Consider the following 20,096-nt stretch of genomic DNA (forward strand, 5'->3'; position numbering starts at 1 on the left):
ACTAATTATGAAATGGAACCGAAAAATAAAAAATAAAGGTAACTTAGTTAATGCAGTTTAGATGTTTGACAGCTTAGCCTTTAATCCTAGTGAAAAAGTGGGATTTTATAAGTCTACTAATACTGCAATAAACTTTCCTTGACCTTTCATTAAAACTAATAGTTCGCTGGCGCTTGACTAAATAAGTTTTTGGCGGATGAACAATAACTTCACAATCAGGCGTACTCCCACTTTGAGGAGAAGACGCTCATATTCATAATAAATTTCCTCTCAACATCAGGCGATATTTCGTACAATACACTATGTAGCATCTAATAAAAAAGAGCGATCGCACTATGGGAATGACTCTGACCGAAAAAATATTAGCCAAAGCATCAGGCCGCACTAAAGTCGAGCCCGGAGAAAATATTTGGGTAGAAACAGACGTGTTGATGACCCACGATGTCTGCGGGCCCGGCACCATCGGCGTTTTCAAACGCGAATTCGGTGAGAATGCTAAAGTCTGGAACCCTGACAAAATCGTCCTCATTCCTGACCACTACATTTTCACGAACGACGAACGCGCTAACCGCAACGTCGATATTCTCCGCGATTTTGCCAAAGAACAAGGGATAAAATACTTTTACGACATCACGGATCGATCGGACTTCAAAGCAAATCCCGACTACAAAGGAGTTTGCCACATCGCCCTAGCACAAGAAGGCCACACCAGACCAGGGGAAGTGCTCTTCGGCACCGATTCCCACACCTGCAATGCCGGCGCTTTCGGACAATTTGCCACCGGTATCGGCAATACAGACGCGGCTTTTATCATGGGAACCGGCAAACTGTTAATCAAAGTTCCCGCAACCATGCGCTTTGTGTTCAACGGTGAACTGCCGGATTATTTGTTAGCAAAAGACCTAATTTTGCAGATTATTGGTGATATTAGCGTTGCCGGTGCTAACTACCGGACAATGGAATTTGCGGGCGATACAGTTGAGCGTTTGACGATGGAAGAACGGATGACGCTGTGCAATATGGTGATTGAAGCTGGCGGTAAAAACGGCACGGTTGCGCCGGACAAAACTACGTTTGATTACGTTACTTCGCGGACTGATAAAGCCTTCGATTCATTTTACAGCGATGGGGATGCTAAATTTTATAGCGATCGCACCTACGATGTCACCCAATTAGAACCAGTTGTCGCCAAACCGCACTCTCCCGACAACCGCGACTTAGCCCGCAACTGCCGCGATGTCAAGATCGATCGAGTTTACATCGGTTCCTGCACCGGCGGCAAAACCTCCGACTTTCTGAATGCCGCCCGCATTCTGAAAGGAAATCAAGTCAAAGTTCCGACTTATTTAGTACCAGCAACTCAGAAAGTTTACGAAGATTTGTTTGTCACAAAATACGATGGTCAAACCCTTTCGGAAATCTTCTTAGCTGCCGGCTGCATCGAACCCGCAGCGCCTTCTTGCGCCGCTTGTTTGGGCGGCCCGAAAGATACTTTTGGGCGGATGAACGAACCAGAAATTTGTGTATCTACAACTAACCGGAATTTCCCCGGCCGCATGGGGAATAAAGAAGCGCAAGTTTATCTAGCTTCGCCTTATACGGCGGCGGCTTCTGCGCTGACTGGGTATGTCACAGATCCGCGCGAATTCCTGTGTTAGAAGTTGTTAGCGATGTTTAGAATCTTAGATCCTCCACTTCTTAAAGAAGTCGAGGATCTGGGTATTCTGTTTTTTTAGATGGATTTACCTATCGCTGAACGTGACAGCGATCGGCTAGTTAGAATAAAATGAAAATAAATATCGATGTCAAATCTAAAAAGTCATGATCGATCATAATATTTTCCGTAAAGTGGCTACCACATTTGCCCTAATTGCTATTACCATATCATGCAGTGCAACGAAGACAGTAACTCGGGCACAAAAGAAAGCAGAAAAGCCACAGCCACAGATTGCTTATGGCGATTTAATCGTTGACTCTGAATCAGAATATATTATGATTCCAGTTATCTTATCTAGCGATGAAAAAAAATCTGGACACAATCCTATCTCATCAAAATTAAGTTTTTCAAGGGGCCGTCGTATGATTGGTTATAATATGATTTTTTATAACAAAACTAACGGAGAATCTAATATTCTATTAAATAGAAAAGCGTTAATATCTAAATTTGAATATTTGCCAGGTAAAAAAGATATAGAAAATCCCAGCCATCAAAATGAACAAACAAATCAACCGAAGCAAAATCCCTCAAAAAAAGTATCCAGCAAGCCTCAGAATCAATTGCTGTTGTTTCATATCATAGATAGCGACACAAATGCTGATGGCAAACTTGACGATGCAGACGCGATCGTTGGATATTTATCTAACTTGGCAGGCAAATCGCTTCAGGCAATCGCTCCGCCCGATACCCAGTTAATGAGTTGGGTATTTGATAAAAAGAGCGGCGGTATTTTTGTTACAATTAGAAAAGACTCCGATGGCGATCGCAAATTTACCGAAAAAGATGATATCGATTTTGTCCGAGTTAATGTCAGCAAACCCAATGTTGGCAAAGAGATAATCGACGGTAAAACTCGGCAAAAATTGCAAAAAAATATTCTTAGTTCAAAGTAAACATAAGGTGCACACCCTACTTGAATTGACAGGAGATTTACTTTGAAAACACTATTTTTGGCTTGGCAAAGCCCGGACAGCGGTTCTTGGTTTCCGATTGGTCGATTGACATTTAACGGTAAAGAATACCAGTTCAATTATACAAATGGTGTTCTAGAAGCTAAACTTAAGTGCGGGTTTCAACCTTTGCCATCTTTCCCGGATTTCAATAATGTTTACACTTCACAGAAACTGTTTGCGTTGTTTTCTAATCGAGTGATGGCGCGATCGCGCCCTGAGTACCCTGAATTTGTGCAGTGGTTGAATATCCCTGAACACGAACATGACCCAATTGCTTTATTGGCGCGCAGCGGAGGCAAACGGGCAACTGATAAATTTGAGGTGTTCCCTTGTCCCGAACCAGATGAAAATGGACGTTACTGTATCCATTTTTTTGCAGATGGACTGCGATACCTTTCCAAGTCGGCAATTGAACGGATTCATCGGCTTCAAGTGGGCGAACTTTTGTATTTAGCCCACGAATTTAAAAATCCGCGCCCTTCCCGTCTGCTTCTGTGTACTAAAGATCACTGGATTGTCGGCTATTGTCAGCGCTATCTGGTGGATGATATTTTTGAAATTATTTCGCAGCATCCAGAATTGGTTCGCGTAGAAGTCGATCGCCTCAATCAACCCCCAACGCCGCTACAGTTCCGCTTGCTGTGCAAGATGACTGCCGATTGCCAGCAAGGCTTTCGCCCTTTCCAAGGCCCGATGTACCAGCCTGTTAGCAGTGATGTTGTAGCTGCAAGTGCGATCGGATAATCAGCAACTATCAGTAAAATTACGATCGCATAATTAGGGAAGAAGTCAAGTTAATTATTCGGAATTCATTAGACCCACTCTATAAGAAACTTGATCTAGAATTAGAAATAGGCTGGGTTTGTTAAATTGTTTATAATTGTATGATTCATCGGGCCACTTAAGAAACCCGGTTTCTCGATCGCACAACTCGATAAAGTTCCAAGTATTCGGTAAATAAGTGCCATGATTACGATCGTGATGGGAGTCTCCGGTTCCGGCAAAACTACTGTTGGCAAGTTGCTGGCGCAATCTCTCAATTGGGATTTCAGCGATGCCGACGATTTTCACCCATCAGCTAATATCGATAAAATGAGTCGGGGCATTCCTTTAGAAGATGCGGATCGCCTTCCTTGGCTATTACAATTGCAAGCTGCAATAGACAGGTGGCTGTTAGAAAATAAAAATGTAGTTTTGGCTTGTTCTGCTTTAAAAACATCTTACCGCGAACTGCTCTACCGAGACCCAAAGCGCATGAAGATAGTTTATCTAAAATGTTCTTTTCAGCTATTAGCCACAAGGTTAAAAACTCGCGAAAACCACTACATGAAAGCAGACTTGCTTTTAAGTCAGTTAGACAGTCTCGAAGAACCACAAGATGCAATTATCATAGATGCTTCGCAGCCACTAGAGTTAATCGTGCGCCAAATTATATCATGTCCGATCGATCGCCCATAATACAATTGCCGGGGCGGGTTTTTGAGATTGTGTGTTTTTGGCAAATATTATTGGTGAACCCGCCCCTACAGGAATCAGGGTAATCGACCGGACATGATATGATGTGTGGTTAATTGCCCACAATAAAACCTATAGCGATTCTAAATGATTCAGATAAATTTGTAGGGGTAGTGCCCCCGTGCCTACCCCCTATCTATAGGGCAACCACGGGGGGATTGCCCCTACAATAATTATGAGAATGATTTAGGATTGCTATAGCGATTCTAAATGAATTGTGTAATTGTTGTAGGGGCAAAACCCACGCCCGGTTGCCCCGATCCGTGGGGGGTAGGCACGGGGAGTAGGGGTAGCACTACCCCTACATATTTTTACAACTGATGCGAGGATTGCTATATAATACTAAATCGGGCTTAAATACCAGTTTATTTCTTACTCCCTCTTAACTAGGGCGAGAGTTTGTATAGTAGCTATTTCAAACGGCGAGTCTTAGCGAGGGTTTTTAACTCGGATTTAGTATAAGCTGTTACACATTTAAACCAATAACGATAGAGGTAGGGTGCGTCAGCTAGAACACTGGCGGGATATGGGAAATACTTATGTACGCTCCGCACCCTACTATCCTCTTTTAAATGCCCAACAGCTTAACAGTTATTTTTTTCCTAGCAACCGAGTTTCTGAACCAAATTTAGCCCCCTCTCCGTTTCCGGGAGAGAGGTTTCGCCTGCTAATTTTTGTACAAATACAAGAAAGCTTCTACTTCAGCGGCGGTTGGTTGAGCCGCAATTGCACCCGGTTTCATCGCTGTCATCGAACCTACCGCACTCGCATAAGTTACAACTTTTTTGGTTATTTCTGGAGTGGCTAAACTCTTAATTCCCACCTTGCATAATTGGCTGACAAAACCAGCCAGAAAACCGTCGCCGGCACCTGTTGTATCCTCAACATCTACTGTAAATGCGGGGATTTTTCCTTCATTTTCCGAGATACAATAGGCGCAACCTTTCTCGCCTGCAGTAACCAAAACGCCTTCTACGGAATCGAGACGGTAGGTAATAGCTCCAGCATCGGTAGTGTCAAACAACCATTCGGCTTCTTCCTCGGATAGCTTGACAAAATCAACTTTTTTTAATATTTTTCTAATGGGCGCTTTTGCTTCGTCTGGATTTGGCCAAAACACGGGACGCCAATTGATGTCAAGTATAATTTTAACGTCGTACTGTTCTGCTAGTTCGATCGCTCGGACGATCGCCTCTCGACTTTCAGGGTAAGCTAATTCTAAAGTGCCTAGCACTAAATATTCGGCATTTTCAAACAGCACTTCGGGTAGTTGTGCAGCAAGGAGGCGGGTGTCTGCAAAATCCGCAGTATCAAATTCGCCAAAACCGGCAAAAGATCGATCGCCCGCTTCATTCCGCAAGACATAAACTTGCCGCGTCGGCGCACTTGGATGTCGCTGCACTCCAGCGGTATCAACCCCTATTTCTTGCAATACCTGCACTAGAGAATTCCCCAATTCATCCCCACCTACAGCACCGATAAATCCCGCCGCCGTCCCCAATTTAGCCAAAGCACAGGCAACATTAGCAGGAGCACCGCCGGGATATGCCGTCCAAGATTCTACCTCTTCGAGAGATACTCCTGGTTTGTCTGCTAAACAATCAAATAAAACTTCACCCAGACACAGAACGCGAGGATAAGTCATATCAATTTTAGATTTTACATTTTAGATTTTAGACCAGCAGTAGACAGGCCAATAATTATTTTTAACCCATCTCAGAAAAATTGCAAGCTATTTTTTAATGGCTGCTCCTTTGACAACTCCCCGCCGTAAAACGGCCGAGATTCTTCCTTCATCCAACGTTGCCTCTAAAAGCAGTGCCTTTAGATGGTCTTACACGTCGTCTGGAAGCGTTAGCGAGATGCCCTCCCGCCAAAAGTCGTAAACCTTCATCGCGGATATTCATGGCGGCGTTAATGTCTCTGTCATGTACCGTTTGACATTTGGGACATTGCCAGCTACGAATATCTAAACTCAGGTTATCTAGTTGATGTAAACAGTTACTACAAGTTTTGGAACTGGGGAAAAATCTATCGATTTCGATATAGATTCTTCCCTCCCACTCTGACTTATACTTCAACATGGTGCAAAATTTACCCCATCCAGCATCACTGATTGATTTAGCTAGTTTGGAATTTTTTACCATGTTTCTAACTGCCAGATTTTCTACAATTATGACTTGGTTTTCGTCAACTAATTTACGACTTACTTTTTGGAGAAAATCTTCACGACATCTGGTGATTTTTGAAGGCACTTTAGCAACTTTAATCCGTGCTTTTTTACGATTGCTAGACCCTTTTTGTTTGCGACTAAGTTGCTTTTGTCTCTTGGCTAATTTAACTTCATATTTACGGTAATATTTGGGGTTGCCATGCTTAGTCCCGTCGGACGTAATTGCATAATAATTTATCCCCATGTCTATACCAATAGCTTTTCCCTCTGATGATGAAACAGGCTTATCTTTACCATCATCGTAGAGACAAGCGGCGTAGTATTCACCTGATGGATTTAGCGATACGGTAACAGATTTTAACTTCCCTTCGAGCAATCGAGATACTTTGCAGTAAACCTTACCTAGTTTAGGCAACGTGAGATAGTCGCCATCTAATTTAATTCCTTGTGGAAATCGGATAGATTGCTTTTGTCCCTTTTTCTTAAAATTTGGGTATTTAGCCCGTTTCTCAAAAAAGTTCAAAAAACCACTAGACAAATCCAATGCTACTTGCTGTAAACATTGTGAAGGTGGTTCTGTTAACCATTCATATTCTTTTTTTAGCGAAGGTAACAAATTAATGATGTCGTTTCGACTTAAACCCTTACCTGTTGCTTTGTAAGTTTCACTGGTTAGGTTAAGCGCAAAATTGTAAAACCACCGTACACATCCAAACGACTTACCAAGCAATATAGATTGCTCTTGAGTCGGATAGATTCTGTACTTGCAGGCTTTTAACATTGCACTTACCAAACTATATTTGCTATGGTAAGCTAAAGTGAAACAAAAGTAAAGTCCCCCTAGAAGGGGGAGGTTTTAGACCCAATTTTTCGATAATATCAGACTTATTGATACTGGCAGTTACTCGCTCAACGCACAAGTGCAGTGCGGGCGTATCAGTTGTTTTACCTGAAAACACCTGCGGGTTTGGCCCGGATGCCAGATGCGCGCAGGTAAAGGGCTCACCCGCCGCCCTCCGGTGCCAGCAGTGCAAGTCGGTGCGGGTCATGCTGTGTCGGCGCTGAGTTTGCACTTTTTGCGATTCTGCAAGCGAGTTGGTGCTTCGGCCCCGAAAGAGTAGCACAGCAAATTTAATTTTCTCTTCATACTTCATCCCTCATCCTCTAGAATTGTAGATAGGTAAATATGCAGACATAGGAAAAATTTATGAGTGGGATTGTCTCTGGAACCCCTGTCACCCTGTCGGACAGAGAATTGCAAGTGGTAGAGTTAGTAGCGGCGGGATTGACTAATGAGAAAATTGCCGAAAAGTTAGAGATTAGCAAGCGTACAGTTGACAACCACATTAGCAATATCTTGAACAAGACGCGCGCTGACAATCGAGTTACCCTTGTACGCTGGGCGTTGCAGTGGGGAAAGGTATGTTTGGACAATATTAACTGCTGTCCTCTACCGCGACCGATCGATAAAGAAGTATCTTAAGTAGGGTTTCTGGTTGGGTACAGGCAAAGAAATGATGCAAACGGCACAAGAAAAACAACTCCGCTATCACATTCAATCCCCTGGATTGCCGCTGGCGGTGTATCGCGAAGTGGCGACCCATTTGCGTCAAGTTGAAGGGGTGCAAACCGGTTTAATCCCGCAGCAGTCGCAGCGGTTTGATTACAGCGACAGCCAAATTGGGGGTTTGTGGATACAGTATCCTGAAGCGTTCGATTTGGCAGGTCGCGAGCGGGTCGATCGCATTTTGGCTTATTATGGCGATCGTTACGGAGCCTGGGAATTATTAAGTCCTTAGTTATTGGGAATTGTTAGCTGTTGACTGTTGACTGTTAACTAATAACTACTGACTAATGATTAATGACTGCGGACTAATGACTAATGACTACTGACTACTGACTACTGACTACTGACTACTGACTAACAAAATGAGTGCAATTAAAACTTTAACGGGAACGCGAGATATTTTGCCCGATGAAATTCGATATTGGCAAAATGTCGAAGAAGTGGCTAGAACAATTTTGAAAAAAGCGGCTTATCGGGAAATTCGGACGCCGATATTTGAACAGACATCTTTATTTGAACGCGGCATCGGCGAAGCTACCGATGTTGTAGGCAAAGAAATGTACACTTTTAAAGATAAGGGCGATCGATCGACTACTTTGCGCCCAGAAGGCACCGCCGGAGTAGTGCGAGCTTTTATTCAAAACAGTTTGTACGCAGCGGGAGACGTGCAGCGTCTGTGGTATGCTGGGCCGATGTTTCGCTACGAACGCGCGCAAGAGGGAAGACAGCGGCAGTTCAATCAAATTGGCGTGGAAGTCTTGGGGAGTGCGAATCCTCGTGCGGATGTCGAAGTAATTGCGATCGCCTGTGATATCCTGCAAACTCTCGGTTTAAAAAATTTGCGTCTCGATATTAATTCCGTCGGAAATAAGCAAGACAGACAAAATTATCGGCAAGCATTAATAGATTATTTTACACCGCACAAAGACGAATTAGACGCCGATTCTCAAGACCGCTTGACTCGCAATCCGCTGCGGATATTGGACAGCAAAAATCAGCGGACTCAAGAAATTGTAGCTGGTGCGCCTAGCATTTTAGAATATTTGGGAGAGGAATCGCGAGATCACTTCGAGCAAGTGCAGCAGATGCTCACAAATTTAGGAATTAGTTATCAGTTAAATCCCCGATTAGTGCGCGGTTTAGATTACTATACCTACACCGCATTTGAAATTATCTCCGACGATTTGGGAGCGCAAGCCACAGTTTGCGGAGGCGGCCGCTACGACGGTTTAGTAAAAGAATTGGGTGGCCCAGATACGCCTGCAGTCGGTTGGGCAATGGGTATCGAAAGGTTGATTATTCTGCTGCAAAAGTTGCAACCTTTGCCCGCGCCCAAGTTGGATTTTTATTTGGTATCCAGGGGCGAAAAAGCAGAACAGCAATCGGTATTGTTAGCTCAAAAATTGCGAAGTGCCGGGTTTAGTGTAGAGATAGATTTGAGCGCTAGTGCTTTCGGGAAACAGTTTAAAAGAGCCGACAGAAGCGGTGCGGTTGCGTGTTTAGTTTTGGGAGATGCGGAAGCTGAAAACGAGACGGTACAGTTGAAGTGGTTGGCGAGTGGCGAACAAAGTGCGATCGCCCAATCGGAACTACTAGCAATGACAAACGAGCTACAGCAGAAGATCATAGCTGCATATTAAGTCCGGCAGGGAATGAATTCCCTGCCTCAAAGCTAAAGTCCTCTGAAGAGGACTAATTATTTTAACAGTTTTCTTCTCAGTCCTCTTCAGAGGACTTTCGCTATTAGCCAGGGGTTTCAACCCCTGGCGGACTGTCGGCTTAAGTCGTTACTAATTGACTCTGCCCGGTAACGCATATCCAGAGGCTCTGCCTCGTCATTAAGCCATTAACATTAATCCCAAAAACCAAGAGATATAATTTAAGCATTAAAACATTTAACCTCTGATAAACTATGTCTGTAGCAACTAAAAACCCAGAAACAAAACTCACAATCACCTGGCCGCTACTACCAGAAGATTTCCAGCTACCAGACGACCCCGTAGAAGACGAAAGCCAACCATTGTTGGCTGCCGCTTTGCGCCAGCCGCTAACAGGATTTCCTGAATTAATGCAGGATGCCTTAATTGTTTCCAACTTTGCCTTGTGTGCCGGCATAAGTTTCCCAGGTTCAAGCAGCGACGAACAGCGTATTATCTGCAAAGCACCAGATTGGATGTACGTGAAACCCGTCAATCCAAAAAATGTCTCGGAAGTCCGCCGCAGTTACACGCCACACACAGAAGGAACCATCCCCCAAATCGTGATGGAATTTCTTTCAGAAACCTATGGAGAAGAATACTCGGTTGAATTTACCTCGCGGGTGGGAAAGTGGTATTTTTACGAGCAAGTAATCAAAGTTCCCCGATACGTCATATTCCGAGCCAAAACAGCTCATTTAGAAGTTTACGCTTTAGAATCAGAGCACTACAACTTGCAAAAACCTGATGAAAACGGACGTTATTGGATACCGGGATTAAACCTATTTTTAGGTATTTGGGAAGGAACGCACGAAGGAAGGACAGGCTGTTGGTTGAGGTGGTGGAATCCTGAAGGCGAATTGTTGCTTTGGTCGGAAGAACGAGTAGAACAAGAACGCCAACGGGCCGATCGCGAAAGACTCCGCGCGGAAAAATTGGCCGAAAAACTGCGTCAAGCGGGGATCGAGTTAGATGATGAAGAGTGAAATATCAATTGATGAGTCGAGTTCGATCGTGTTTTGGTATGATGACACTCTTGTGGTGGGGGCATCCAGCCCGCCCTTGGCTAACTTTGTACTCCTATGTTAATAGAACGTCTCCAGCCGATCGCCTGGACAAAAAAACCGCGACTCATATCCTTATTTTCTGGTTGTGGCGGCATGGATTTGCCATTCCATCAAGCCGGATTTGAGGTAGTTTGGGCGATCGACTCCAATCAATACGCCTGCAAAACATTCAGCAGAAACATTGCTGATGTCATCATCAACGACAGCATAGAAAATATAGACATTGCACAAGTTCCCGAAGCTGAAATATGTATAGGAGGGTTTCCCTGTCAAGATTTCTCCCTAATTTGGAAGCGCCCCGGACTTGAAGGAACCAGAGGCAATTTATATACATACTTTCTCGATTTTGTCAACAAAAAAAAGCCCAAAGCTTTTGTAGCAGAAAATGTCAAAGGCTTATTAAGTGCAAATAATTATCAAGCAATAAAACAAATAATTTCGGACTTTGAAAGTATAGCTCCGGGCTACTTAGTTAAACCTAAACTCTACAACTTTGCGGATTACGGAGTTCCGCAAGTTCGGCAAAGAGTGTTATTAGTTGGCATTCGGATGGATACAGGATTTAACTTTGTGCATCCTCAGCCAGAATACGGTCAAAATCGCAAAAATCCTTATCGAACAGCGGGCGAAGCACTCAAAAATGTGGAAGCAGTTCTTGACAATAACCAACATCATAAAATTCAAGCCCGCACCGTTGAAATTTTAAATCGAATTAAACCGGGAGGCAATTTCTCTGATATTCCCAAGGATAGTCCATACTATGTCAAAGGCATGATCAGTCACGTTTATCGGCGAATTCATCCAGATAAACCATCATCGACAATCATTGCTGGTGGAGGTGGCGGAACTTGGGGTTATCATTATTTAGAACCGCGTTCTTTGACAAATCGTGAAAGGGCAAGATTGCAAACATTTCCCGATGATTTTGTTTTTGAAGGTTCTACGACTGAAGTGCGGCGGCAGATTGGAAATGCAGTGCCACCGCAGGGAATCGCTGCTGTTGTTGAGTCTTTAATTCCGCTATTTAAGGGGGATTATCCGAAAGTGGATTTATATGAAATGAGTAAAAAGTTGCAGGGGATGTCAATTCAAGAACGATTAAAATGGGCTGAATTAGAACCAAGTGAAAATATTTTATAATCAGCAAGTAGTTTATAGTACAATATTTCTAAATATTGAGCTAATTATGTAGCTGATAGAGTGAATATTCAAAATGCTGAAAGAACTTCATCTAAAACAAGTCGGAACCGCCCCCCAGTTCGATGTAGAATTTGCCGATCGCATTAATTTATTTACTGGCGACAATGGTTTGGGGAAAACTTTTTTGCTTGATGTTGCTTGGTGGGTACTAACTGGAAAATGGGCGGATAGTCCAGCTTGGCCACAGCAGGGACAGGGCAATTCCCCGGAAATCACTTCTCGTTTAAGCAATCAAAAAAAATCCGATAAATATCGAAGTCTGTTTAGTTTTTCCGAACAAAAGTGGTTAGACAGTGGCAAGTATTCTAGTTTCAAAGGGTTAATTATTTACGTCCGTGTTGATGGATTTTCAGTCTTAGATCCTGCCCGTAATCGCTTAGCAGCTTATCACTTCAATTATGATAGTCTTTGGAATGGATTGATTAATTCCGAAGGAAAATTTATCTGTAATGGTCTAATTCATGATTGGGTGAACTGGCAACGTCAACCAGACCGATCTCAATTCCAACTATTATCTCGCGTCATTAAACAACTTTCTCCCGATGCTGATGAATGGATGGAACCGGGAGAACCAATCAGGGTTTCTGTTGAGGATGTGCGTGAGATTCCTACCTTAAATTTTCCCTATGGCAATGTTCCGATTATATACGCATCAGCGGGCATCAAGCGAATTTTAGGATTAGCTTATTTGTTAGTATGGACTTGGTATGAACACACAATGGCTTCTAAGTTGCGGCAACAAGAACCTCTGGATAAGATAATTCTTTTAATCGATGAAGTTGAAGCTCATTTACATCCACAGTGGCAACGATCAATCTTGCCAGCTATCTTAGAAGTAGCAACAAACCTCGAAAATGAAATGAAACTTCAGCTAATAGCTACAACTCATTCTCCGCTGCTACTTGCCTCAATCGAGCCTGAATTTGATGAGGAGCAAGATAAGTTATTTTTGTTTGAGTTACAAGGTAAAGATGTAACTCTTAATGAAGTTCCTTGGACAAAACATGGCGATGCTGTTGGCTGGCTAACTTCAGATATTTTTGGGTTAAAACAGGCTCGTTCCCGCGAAGCAGAAATAGCGATTGAGGCTGCGTATACCTTCATGCGAGGAGAAAGCATGGAAACTTTTCCTGAATACCTCAGAACTAAGGATCAAATTCATCAGGAACTCCTGCGAGTTTTACCAGAACACGATCGCTTCTGGCCGCGATGGATTGTGAGCACCGAGGTAGAGTAAAGATGATGCGATTTACTCCGCCACCGGAACCACCGGATTTTGAGCAACAAGTGCGACAAGCCGGCAATAATTGGTTAGTTAAAAATCCTGGTAAAGAACCAAAAGATTTTTGGTCTACCTTCAAACCTCAATTAGCTAAAGACTTCCAAAATCTTTGTGGCTATTCAGTTATGTACATACCGAGTCGGATGGGTACTGTAGATCATTATTTGAGTAAAAGTAAAGCCGAAAATCGGCATTTGATTTATGACTGGAAAAACTATCGCTATGCTTTGCAACGGGTAAATAGCTGCAAAGGAACTTACGATAGACAAATTCTCGATCCGTTTGAAGTAGAAGATAATTGGTTTGAGATTATCCTACCTTCTTGTCAGTTGATTTTGACTGATGCGATTCCTTCCCACCAGCGCGACCGAGCCGAATTTACCCTCAAAAAGTTACAGATTCAGAATAGTGAATGGGTTATAGAACAACGTCAGGAGTGGTATCGGATGTATCTAGAGAAGGAACTTAATTTAGAAGGGTTAGAAAAGAAAGCGCCTTTAATCGCTCGTGCGGTTAAAAAACAGCTTAATTAGTTAATAATCAATCTAAAATAATCAATCAGGCACCATCAAACCCTTCAATATTCTCCCCTTTTCCTCCTCCCTCAACCCCTTCGACTGCACCAAAACCCCAAAACCGCCCAAACCCATCGGATCGATCAACTGATGCAAAGCCTCCCGTCGCCGCAAAAACGTTGCCACATCCAATACTTCCGCATGATTTGTTGATAGAGAAGCAATACGATCGCCCAAACCCAACGCCATCAAAAACAAAGCCTGCTGAGTAAACCCTACCACATCCAAACCGCACAATTCCCCCTGCCTTTCCAACGCCGTAAAATTAACATGAGCCGTTAAATCCTGCCGCCCCACATTAATATAAGGATTGCTGTGATATCGGTGGCGATAATAACACTGTAGCGTCCCCTCCCTGCGCCTCGGATTGTAATAGCGGTGCGCCGGATGGCCGTAATCAATAGTTAACAAATATCCCCGCTGCAACTTTTTAGCAACTGTACTCATCCAGTCCAAAGCAGCCAAATTCACCTCACTGCGATAACCATCGCCATAAGCACTCGCCGACAAATCGATGCCCACCAAATCCAAATATTCGGCAATTTTAGGGGTGGAAACTTCGCCAACTACTTCAACAAATTTTATCTCTTCTTGTTCATTTTTTGGGGTTTCTGCGGCAACATAAATCTCCCTAACTTGCCCTTCTTCCAGAATGAATTGATGCACTGGCAAAGCATCCACTAACTCGTTAGAAAAAAAACAACCGACTATTGAATTATTAACTATCTCATCCCAATTACACCACTTAACACACTTAATATCGGCTAAAGTTTGCCGCTGTTCCGCTTGGAGCCCAGGGGAAACTTCAATAATAATGTATTCTAAAATATGAAAGAAATCGGGATGTTGCCGTTGCAGATATTGCAGCACATTTTCGGCAAAATTTCCCCGCCCAGCGCCCATTTCTACGATCGCGAAATTGAAAGGGCGATCCTCTTCGAGGGCTCCGCTAACGAGAAATTCCCACATTTCTACAAACTGATCCGCCAAAACCTCCGAAAAATCAGCACCCCAATGAGACGACGTGATAAAATCGCCTTGTTTGCCGATCGACGGGCGATCGCTATTGTAATAACCGTGCTGCGGATGATATAATGCCAAATCCATATATTCAGCAAAAGTAATACGCTGCTGGGGAGTTGCGGCAATTCTTTCGCCGATTAAAGCGCAGAGATCCGGGTTGCTGTCATTGATATCTGGTTGCTGGGATGTCATAATTTTTATGAGGCACTTAATCAAGCTGAACAAAATCATTCGAGTAGTGCTATAAACTCTTCCCTTGTGAGTTCTGCATCCCGCAGTATCTTGCGGAGTAAACCTCTACCTATGGTTTTGCCAGCATGGACAGGAATCGTTACTACCCGTCCATCTGCATGGATCATTCGCACATGACTGCCCTTTTGTCTAATCGTCTGAAAGCCTGCATTTTCTAAGGCGCTAATAACTGTATTTCCTATTAAAGCTGGTAGTTTTGGCATTAAATCATCACCCTTTGAATACCTACAAATTCAGGTAATTTTTCATTACCCTCTTCTTCTAAACAAAGTGCAATAACTTCTTTAATATTCGCAATCAACTCATCAATAGTCTCACCTTGGCTATAACAGGCTTTTAGCTGTGGGACTTCCCCGACATAATAGCCATCTTCATCTCGTTCAATAATGACGTAGAACTCTTGCTTGCTGACATTCATTCTGCAACCTCTTTGTTCTTTAAATGTTACTCTATCATTATTAACAGTCAGGGCTTTAGTCATACTCGTTTAATAACTAAAGCCCTTACTGCTAACAGCGGATCTACCTGTCAACCGAGCCCATAATAATGTCGATACTCCCCAAAATTGCCACCAAATCGGCAATCTTCACGCCGCGCACAATGTGAGGCAAAATCTGCAAATTATTAAAATCCGCAGCCCGAATCTTCCAGCGCCAAGGAAACACAGTATCATCCCCGATAATATAAATCCCCAGCTCACCCTTGCCGCTTTCAACGCGGACATAATGTTCGCCCTTGGGAATCTTAAAAGTCGGCGCCACTTTTTTGCCAATAAACTGATAGTCAAAACCATTCCATTCAGATTTTGGCCCGCTTTCTAAGCGCTTCGCTTCCAAATTCTCGTAAGGGCCGCCGGGGAGTCCTTTTAAGGCTTGATTGATAATCTTAACCGACTCGCGCATCTCCCGAATCCGTACTAAATACCGGGCTAAACAATCGCCAGCAGCTTCGGTACAAACTTCCCAGTCGAAGTCGTCATAACATTCGTAATGGTCAACTTTCCGCAAATCCCAATTTACGCCGGAACCGCGCAACATGGGGCCCGAAAGTCCCCAGTTAATCGCTTCGTTGCGGGAAATCGTACCCAAGCCTTCAATCCGGCGGCGGAAGATTGGATTGTTGGTAATTAAACGTTCGTACTCGTCAATTTTGGGAACGAAATAATCGCAGAAATCTTGGCACTTATCTACCCAACCATAAGGCAAATCGGCGGCGACTCCGCCGATGCGGAAATAGTTATTATTCACCATGCGATAACCGGTCGCTGCTTCCCACAAGTCGAGAATTGGTTCGCGATCGCGCATAGTATAGAAAAAAGGAGTTTGCGCGCCCACGTCCGCCAAAAACGGCCCTACCCACATCAAGTGGTTAGCAATCCGGTTCAACTCCAGCATGATTACCCGAATATAACTAGCCCGTTTGGGGACAGCAATATTTGCCAACTTTTCCGGTGCATTCACTGTCACCGCTTCGTTAAACATCCCCGCAGCGTAGTCCCAGCGGCTCACGTAGGGCACGTACATCACGTTGGTGCGATTTTCGGCGATTTTTTCCATCCCCCGGTGCAGATAGCCCAAAACAGGCTCGCAGTCCACCACATCTTCCCCGTCCAGGGTGACGATTAGCCGGAGTACCCCGTGCATGGAAGGGTGGTGCGGGCCCATGTTGAGCACCATCGGTTCGGTTCTAGTCTCAATTCTTGACATAATTAAATGAATTAATGATTACTAGCTATTGTTGATTTTTGTTTGGCTTTTATGATTATGAAGGATATCGAGCTCTCTGAGAAGGAGACCCTTGGATCGGATGTCAGTATTGACACCTATCACGTTCCAGTTTTGGGTCAAGAATTAATTGCGGGTTTGGCTGTGCGTCCAGGCGGCCGCTATTTGGACGCGACGCTTGGGGGCGGCGGACACACGAGTTTGATTTTAGCGGCGGCGCCAGATGTTACAGTGGTGGCGATCGACCGCGATGAACAAGCCATCCGTTTTTGCCAAGCCCGATTTGCCAACTCGCCCGTTGAGTTTTGGCACGGCAACTTTGCTGAATATCAGTCCCCAGAGGCCGAATTTGATGGTATCATAGCAGACTTGGGCGTCAGCTCTGCTCAGTTCGATACACCGGAACGGGGATTTAGTTTTCGCCACCCAGCTCAACTAGATATGCGTATGAACCAGCAGCAATCTTTGACGGCAGAAGAGATTATCAACCACTGGGAAGAAGTTAAACTAGCAGATATTATTTACAAGTACGGCGAGGAGCGACTGTCGCGGCGCATCGCGAGGCGGATTGTGCAAAGCCGTCCTTTTCAAACTACAACAGAACTTGCAGGGGCGATCGCCTCCAGCTTCCCCCCCAAGCAGCGCAACGGCAGAATCCATCCGGCCACCCGTACTTTCCAAGCTTTAAGGATAGCCGTCAACTCCGAACTCGCTTCTTTAGAAACTTTCCTAAACCTTGCCCCACGGTGGTTAAAACCCGGTGGGAGAATCGGAATCATTACCTTTCACAGTCTCGAAGACCGACCAGTCAAGCACCAACTCAGAGGAACACCCAATTTGCAGGTACTGACAAAAAAGCCGATCGTGCCACAATCCGAAGAAGTCGCTAGAAATCCCCGCTCTCGTTCTGCTAAGCTCAGACTGGCAGAAAGATTAGCTTGATTCGGCAGTAGTAATATGCTTGCTGCAAAAAGTTCAGAGATTAAGAGGACTTGCATCCTGCAATCAAGTACGATGCGGCAAAGATGTAGGGAATAGCGCCAACAACCCACCACTAACCCTCCGGGTACAGTGGGGCTTGAAATACAGCCGGTGTTGACCAGACTTAGGTAGCAATACTTGCGTTAGTAGTAAGTGTTAAAATTCACACCGAGGACAGTGCCCAGCTAGTTAAGAACTCTGCAATCAGAGCATTAATTAGCCGTTTTGAATGCTGGTGTGTTTAGAAAAGTACCGACTGCTAACAAGGTCATTGCTCGTATCACAGCGTTAAAGCTGACTCGGGAATTTTCCCTATTGAAGCGGCCTACCGAGGCGGGTTACAGTATCGAAAGCCTCTCATCTGTGCGAACAGATGGTGCGAAAGGAATGCTCACCTTGAGGTAAAACGGGTTTCTTTAACTCAACTTGACGTAACTGATATGTTGCATATATCCAGCCCCCCTTTTCCTCCCGCCACCTTGCTGATTACAGCTATGGTGGGGGTTTTCAAGGGGGAAGAAAGATGAGTCGGGGAGATGGAAGCAAGCTGAAACTGATGGTAGTCGATGACGAACCCGACAACTTGGATTTATTGTACCGGACGTTTCGACGCGACTTTCAGGTTTACAAAGCAGATAGCGCCCTCAGCGCCCTGGAAGTTCTAGACGAACAGGGCGAGATGGCGGTGATTATATCTGACCAGCGGATGCCAGAAATGAATGGCACCGAGTTTTTGGGGAAAACAGTCGAGCGATTTCCCGATACGATTCGGATTCTGCTAACGGGATACACCGATGTTGAAGATTTGGTTGAGGCCATCAACTCAGGTCAAGTTTTCAAATACATCACCAAACCGTGGAATCCAGAAGAACTCAAATTGGTGATCAATCAAGCCTCAGAAACTTACAAATACTACAAGCAGCGCAGCGTTGCATTGCGCCGCGCTTTACGCAAGGAATCTCTGTTCAATGAGGTAATGAGCGTGATTCGCGGGTCGCTAGATTACTCTAGTATGGTACAAACTATTGTTCAAACCGTAGGTCAAACTTTTGAGGCCAACTATTGTATGCTGCGGCCGGTAGAGACCGATCGACTATTGCCGAGTACCTTCCCCTACCAAGCCCAAACCTCTGAAGCCAGTAGCTTTTCTTTTGATGAAAATTTGCTGGTTCAAGCTGTAGCCACCCGCCAAACTCAAGTGAACTCCAACAGTGGGGGGCAGGGTAACTCGGTTGAGATTGCCGTGCCCCTGACTTACCAGCAAGAATTGCTGGCGGTACTGGCTTTGTCCCAGATTGGCGGCACTAACCCTTGGTCAGCAGAAGAGATAGAGTTAATAGAAGGTGTAGCAGCTCAAGCTGCTCTCGCCCTGTCTCAAGCTAAGCTATATCAGCGCACTCTGGATTTAGCCAAGCAGATGCAAAACGAGTTGGAAGTGGCTCGCCAAATCCAAACAAACTTGTTGCGCCAAAGTTGGCCGGATTTTGAAACTGTCAGGGTGCAAGCTTGCTGTTATCCCGCGCGGGAAGTGGGTGGGGACTTTTTTGAAGTCTACGTCCACTCCCAAGGGGATATTTGGATAGCGGTGGGAGATGTTTCGGGTAAGGGAGTTCCGGCTGCTCTATTTATGGCGAGCGCGATTTCGGTGATGCGTCGGGAACTTTCCCAAGAAGTTTCTCCAGAGCCCGATCGAGTTATGCACAATATGAATAGCAGTATGTCTGACGACCTGATCGGCAACAACCATTTTATTACAATGGTTGTAGCTCGTTACACTCCGTCAACCGGACACCTGGCATTTGCTAATGCCGGTCACATTTACCCGATTGTTTGGTCTCACTCGGAGGTGAAAGCTCAAGCCGCTAGCGGTGAAACGCCAGCCGAGCCGAATTTCCTGAAAGCTCGTGGCATTCCCTTGGGGATACTACCAGTTTGGAGAGGCAAAGCAGGTACGATCGAATTAAAGTCAGGAGATGTATTTCTGCTGACGAGTGACGGAATTACTGAAGCTAGCGTGACGACTGAAGCGGTCGCAGGGGGTGTACCAACCCGTTCTATGCTACAACAAGAAGGGCTTTGGCAACTCTTGATTCAGGAACCTGGTTCTTTCAACTTGGACAATTTGTTGGCTTACATCCGAGCCGACAATCCCGTTCAGGAAGACGACCAAACCATACTCTCTCTGGAGGTTCTTTGAATCTGTCAGCGACTCCCGACGCATAGTCGGGGGTGAGCGCCGAAAAAACTTAAGCCCTGCTTGTTGAGGGCCCATAGAGTAGTCCTGCAAAGGACGGCGTTATCGTCAACAGTCAAAAACCACAGTAAAAAACCTAGCCGGCGATGGCGCAGCTAGTTTCCTGAATCGCTTTC

The 20,096-nt window shown here is 44.7% G+C and carries 20 protein-coding genes; 14 read left to right on the plus strand and 6 right to left on the minus strand.

Translation table 11 applies throughout. The features are described from left to right. Positions 1 to 335 precede the first annotated feature (335 nt). The 4 genes from QT990_RS29770 (at position 336) to QT990_RS29785 (ending at position 4,128) form a co-directional block, all read left to right on the plus strand. Positions 336 to 1,658, plus strand: coding sequence for a 3-isopropylmalate dehydratase large subunit (locus tag QT990_RS29770; protein WP_333145338.1), 1,323 nt, complete (start codon positions 336 to 338; stop codon positions 1,656 to 1,658). 163 nt (positions 1,659 to 1,821) lie between these two features. Beyond that, positions 1,822 to 2,610 (plus strand): hypothetical protein, encoded by a 789-nt coding sequence (locus QT990_RS29775; RefSeq protein WP_333145337.1) that lies wholly within the window; start codon positions 1,822 to 1,824, stop codon positions 2,608 to 2,610. Between the two features lie 42 nt (positions 2,611 to 2,652). Continuing rightward, on the plus strand, positions 2,653 to 3,414 hold the full coding sequence (locus tag QT990_RS29780) for a DNA-binding protein (protein ID WP_333145336.1): 762 nt from the start codon (positions 2,653 to 2,655) through the stop codon (positions 3,412 to 3,414). Positions 3,415 to 3,636: 222 nt separating this feature from the next. Continuing rightward, a complete protein-coding gene (locus tag QT990_RS29785; RefSeq protein WP_333145335.1) occupies positions 3,637 to 4,128 on the plus strand; it encodes a gluconokinase in 492 nt (163 codons plus the stop codon). 724 nt (positions 4,129 to 4,852) lie between these two features. Here QT990_RS29785 and QT990_RS29790 read toward each other — a convergent pair. Together QT990_RS29790 and QT990_RS29795 are read right to left on the minus strand one after the other, a co-directional pair. Further along, complete coding sequence (locus tag QT990_RS29790) at positions 4,853 to 5,830, minus strand: carbohydrate kinase (protein WP_333145334.1); 978 nt, start codon at positions 5,828 to 5,830, stop codon at positions 4,853 to 4,855. Between the two features lie 148 nt (positions 5,831 to 5,978). Further along, entirely contained in the window at positions 5,979 to 7,139 is a 1,161-nt protein-coding gene (locus QT990_RS29795; protein ID WP_333145332.1) for an RNA-guided endonuclease TnpB family protein, read from the minus strand. 202 nt (positions 7,140 to 7,341) lie between these two features. Between QT990_RS29795 and QT990_RS29800 the strand changes: the two genes are divergently transcribed. The 8 genes from QT990_RS29800 to QT990_RS29835 all read left to right on the plus strand — a co-directional run bounded on the left by QT990_RS29800 (position 7,342) and on the right by QT990_RS29835 (position 13,704). After that, entirely contained in the window at positions 7,342 to 7,479 is a 138-nt protein-coding gene (locus QT990_RS29800) for a hypothetical protein (protein ID WP_333301020.1), read from the plus strand. An 86-nt stretch (positions 7,480 to 7,565) separates the two neighbouring features. Beyond that, positions 7,566 to 7,841 (plus strand): photosynthetic electron transport-dependent transcriptional regulator PedR, encoded by a 276-nt coding sequence (locus QT990_RS29805; RefSeq protein ID WP_006633901.1) that lies wholly within the window; start codon positions 7,566 to 7,568, stop codon positions 7,839 to 7,841. Between the two features lie 34 nt (positions 7,842 to 7,875). Then, entirely contained in the window at positions 7,876 to 8,157 is a 282-nt protein-coding gene (locus QT990_RS29810) for a hypothetical protein (protein ID WP_333145331.1), read from the plus strand. Positions 8,158 to 8,287: 130 nt separating this feature from the next. After that, on the plus strand, positions 8,288 to 9,565 hold the full coding sequence (gene hisS / locus QT990_RS29815; protein WP_333145330.1) for a histidine--tRNA ligase: 1,278 nt from the start codon (positions 8,288 to 8,290) through the stop codon (positions 9,563 to 9,565). Positions 9,566 to 9,837: 272 nt separating this feature from the next. Beyond that, positions 9,838 to 10,608 (plus strand): Uma2 family endonuclease, encoded by a 771-nt coding sequence (locus QT990_RS29820; RefSeq protein WP_333306432.1) that lies wholly within the window; start codon positions 9,838 to 9,840, stop codon positions 10,606 to 10,608. Positions 10,609 to 10,704: 96 nt separating this feature from the next. Beyond that, the gene (locus QT990_RS29825; protein ID WP_333306435.1) at positions 10,705 to 11,829 is read left to right on the plus strand and encodes a DNA cytosine methyltransferase; all 1,125 of its coding nucleotides are present in this window, start codon (positions 10,705 to 10,707) and stop codon (positions 11,827 to 11,829) included. Positions 11,830 to 11,902: 73 nt separating this feature from the next. Next, on the plus strand, positions 11,903 to 13,126 hold the full coding sequence (locus tag QT990_RS29830) for an AAA family ATPase (RefSeq protein WP_333104285.1): 1,224 nt from the start codon (positions 11,903 to 11,905) through the stop codon (positions 13,124 to 13,126). Positions 13,127 to 13,128: 2 nt separating this feature from the next. Then, complete coding sequence (locus QT990_RS29835) at positions 13,129 to 13,704, plus strand: hypothetical protein (RefSeq protein ID WP_333145327.1); 576 nt, start codon at positions 13,129 to 13,131, stop codon at positions 13,702 to 13,704. A 21-nt stretch (positions 13,705 to 13,725) separates the two neighbouring features. Here QT990_RS29835 and QT990_RS29840 read toward each other — a convergent pair whose 3' ends face one another. Genes QT990_RS29840 through QT990_RS29855 form a run of 4 tightly spaced genes read right to left on the minus strand, consistent with a single transcriptional unit; the run spans position 13,726 to position 16,727 of the window. Beyond that, positions 13,726 to 14,961, minus strand: a complete 1,236-nt coding sequence (locus QT990_RS29840; protein ID WP_333145325.1) for a class I SAM-dependent methyltransferase — start codon at positions 14,959 to 14,961, stop codon at positions 13,726 to 13,728. 35 nt (positions 14,962 to 14,996) lie between these two features. After that, positions 14,997 to 15,224, minus strand: coding sequence for a type II toxin-antitoxin system HicA family toxin (locus QT990_RS29845; RefSeq protein WP_333145324.1), 228 nt, complete (start codon positions 15,222 to 15,224; stop codon positions 14,997 to 14,999). Beyond that, on the minus strand, positions 15,224 to 15,502 hold the full coding sequence (locus QT990_RS29850; protein ID WP_333145323.1) for a type II toxin-antitoxin system HicB family antitoxin: 279 nt from the start codon (positions 15,500 to 15,502) through the stop codon (positions 15,224 to 15,226). The genes QT990_RS29845 and QT990_RS29850 overlap by 1 nt, the downstream gene beginning before the upstream one ends. Before the next feature lie 40 nt (positions 15,503 to 15,542). After that, on the minus strand, positions 15,543 to 16,727 hold the full coding sequence (locus tag QT990_RS29855; RefSeq protein WP_333145322.1) for an NAD(P)H-quinone oxidoreductase subunit H: 1,185 nt from the start codon (positions 16,725 to 16,727) through the stop codon (positions 15,543 to 15,545). Between the two features lie 57 nt (positions 16,728 to 16,784). Between QT990_RS29855 and rsmH the strand changes: the two genes are divergently transcribed. Then, positions 16,785 to 17,687 (plus strand): 16S rRNA (cytosine(1402)-N(4))-methyltransferase RsmH, encoded by a 903-nt coding sequence (gene rsmH / locus QT990_RS29860; RefSeq protein ID WP_333145321.1) that lies wholly within the window; start codon positions 16,785 to 16,787, stop codon positions 17,685 to 17,687. Positions 17,688 to 18,249: 562 nt separating this feature from the next. Then, complete coding sequence (locus QT990_RS29865) at positions 18,250 to 19,923, plus strand: SpoIIE family protein phosphatase (protein WP_333145320.1); 1,674 nt, start codon at positions 18,250 to 18,252, stop codon at positions 19,921 to 19,923. Positions 19,924 to 20,096: the final 173 nt, after the last annotated feature.

The sequence above is a fragment of the Microcoleus sp. T3_B1 genome (genome assembly GCF_036700445.1).
Taxonomy (GTDB): domain Bacteria; phylum Cyanobacteriota; class Cyanobacteriia; order Cyanobacteriales; family Microcoleaceae; genus Microcoleus.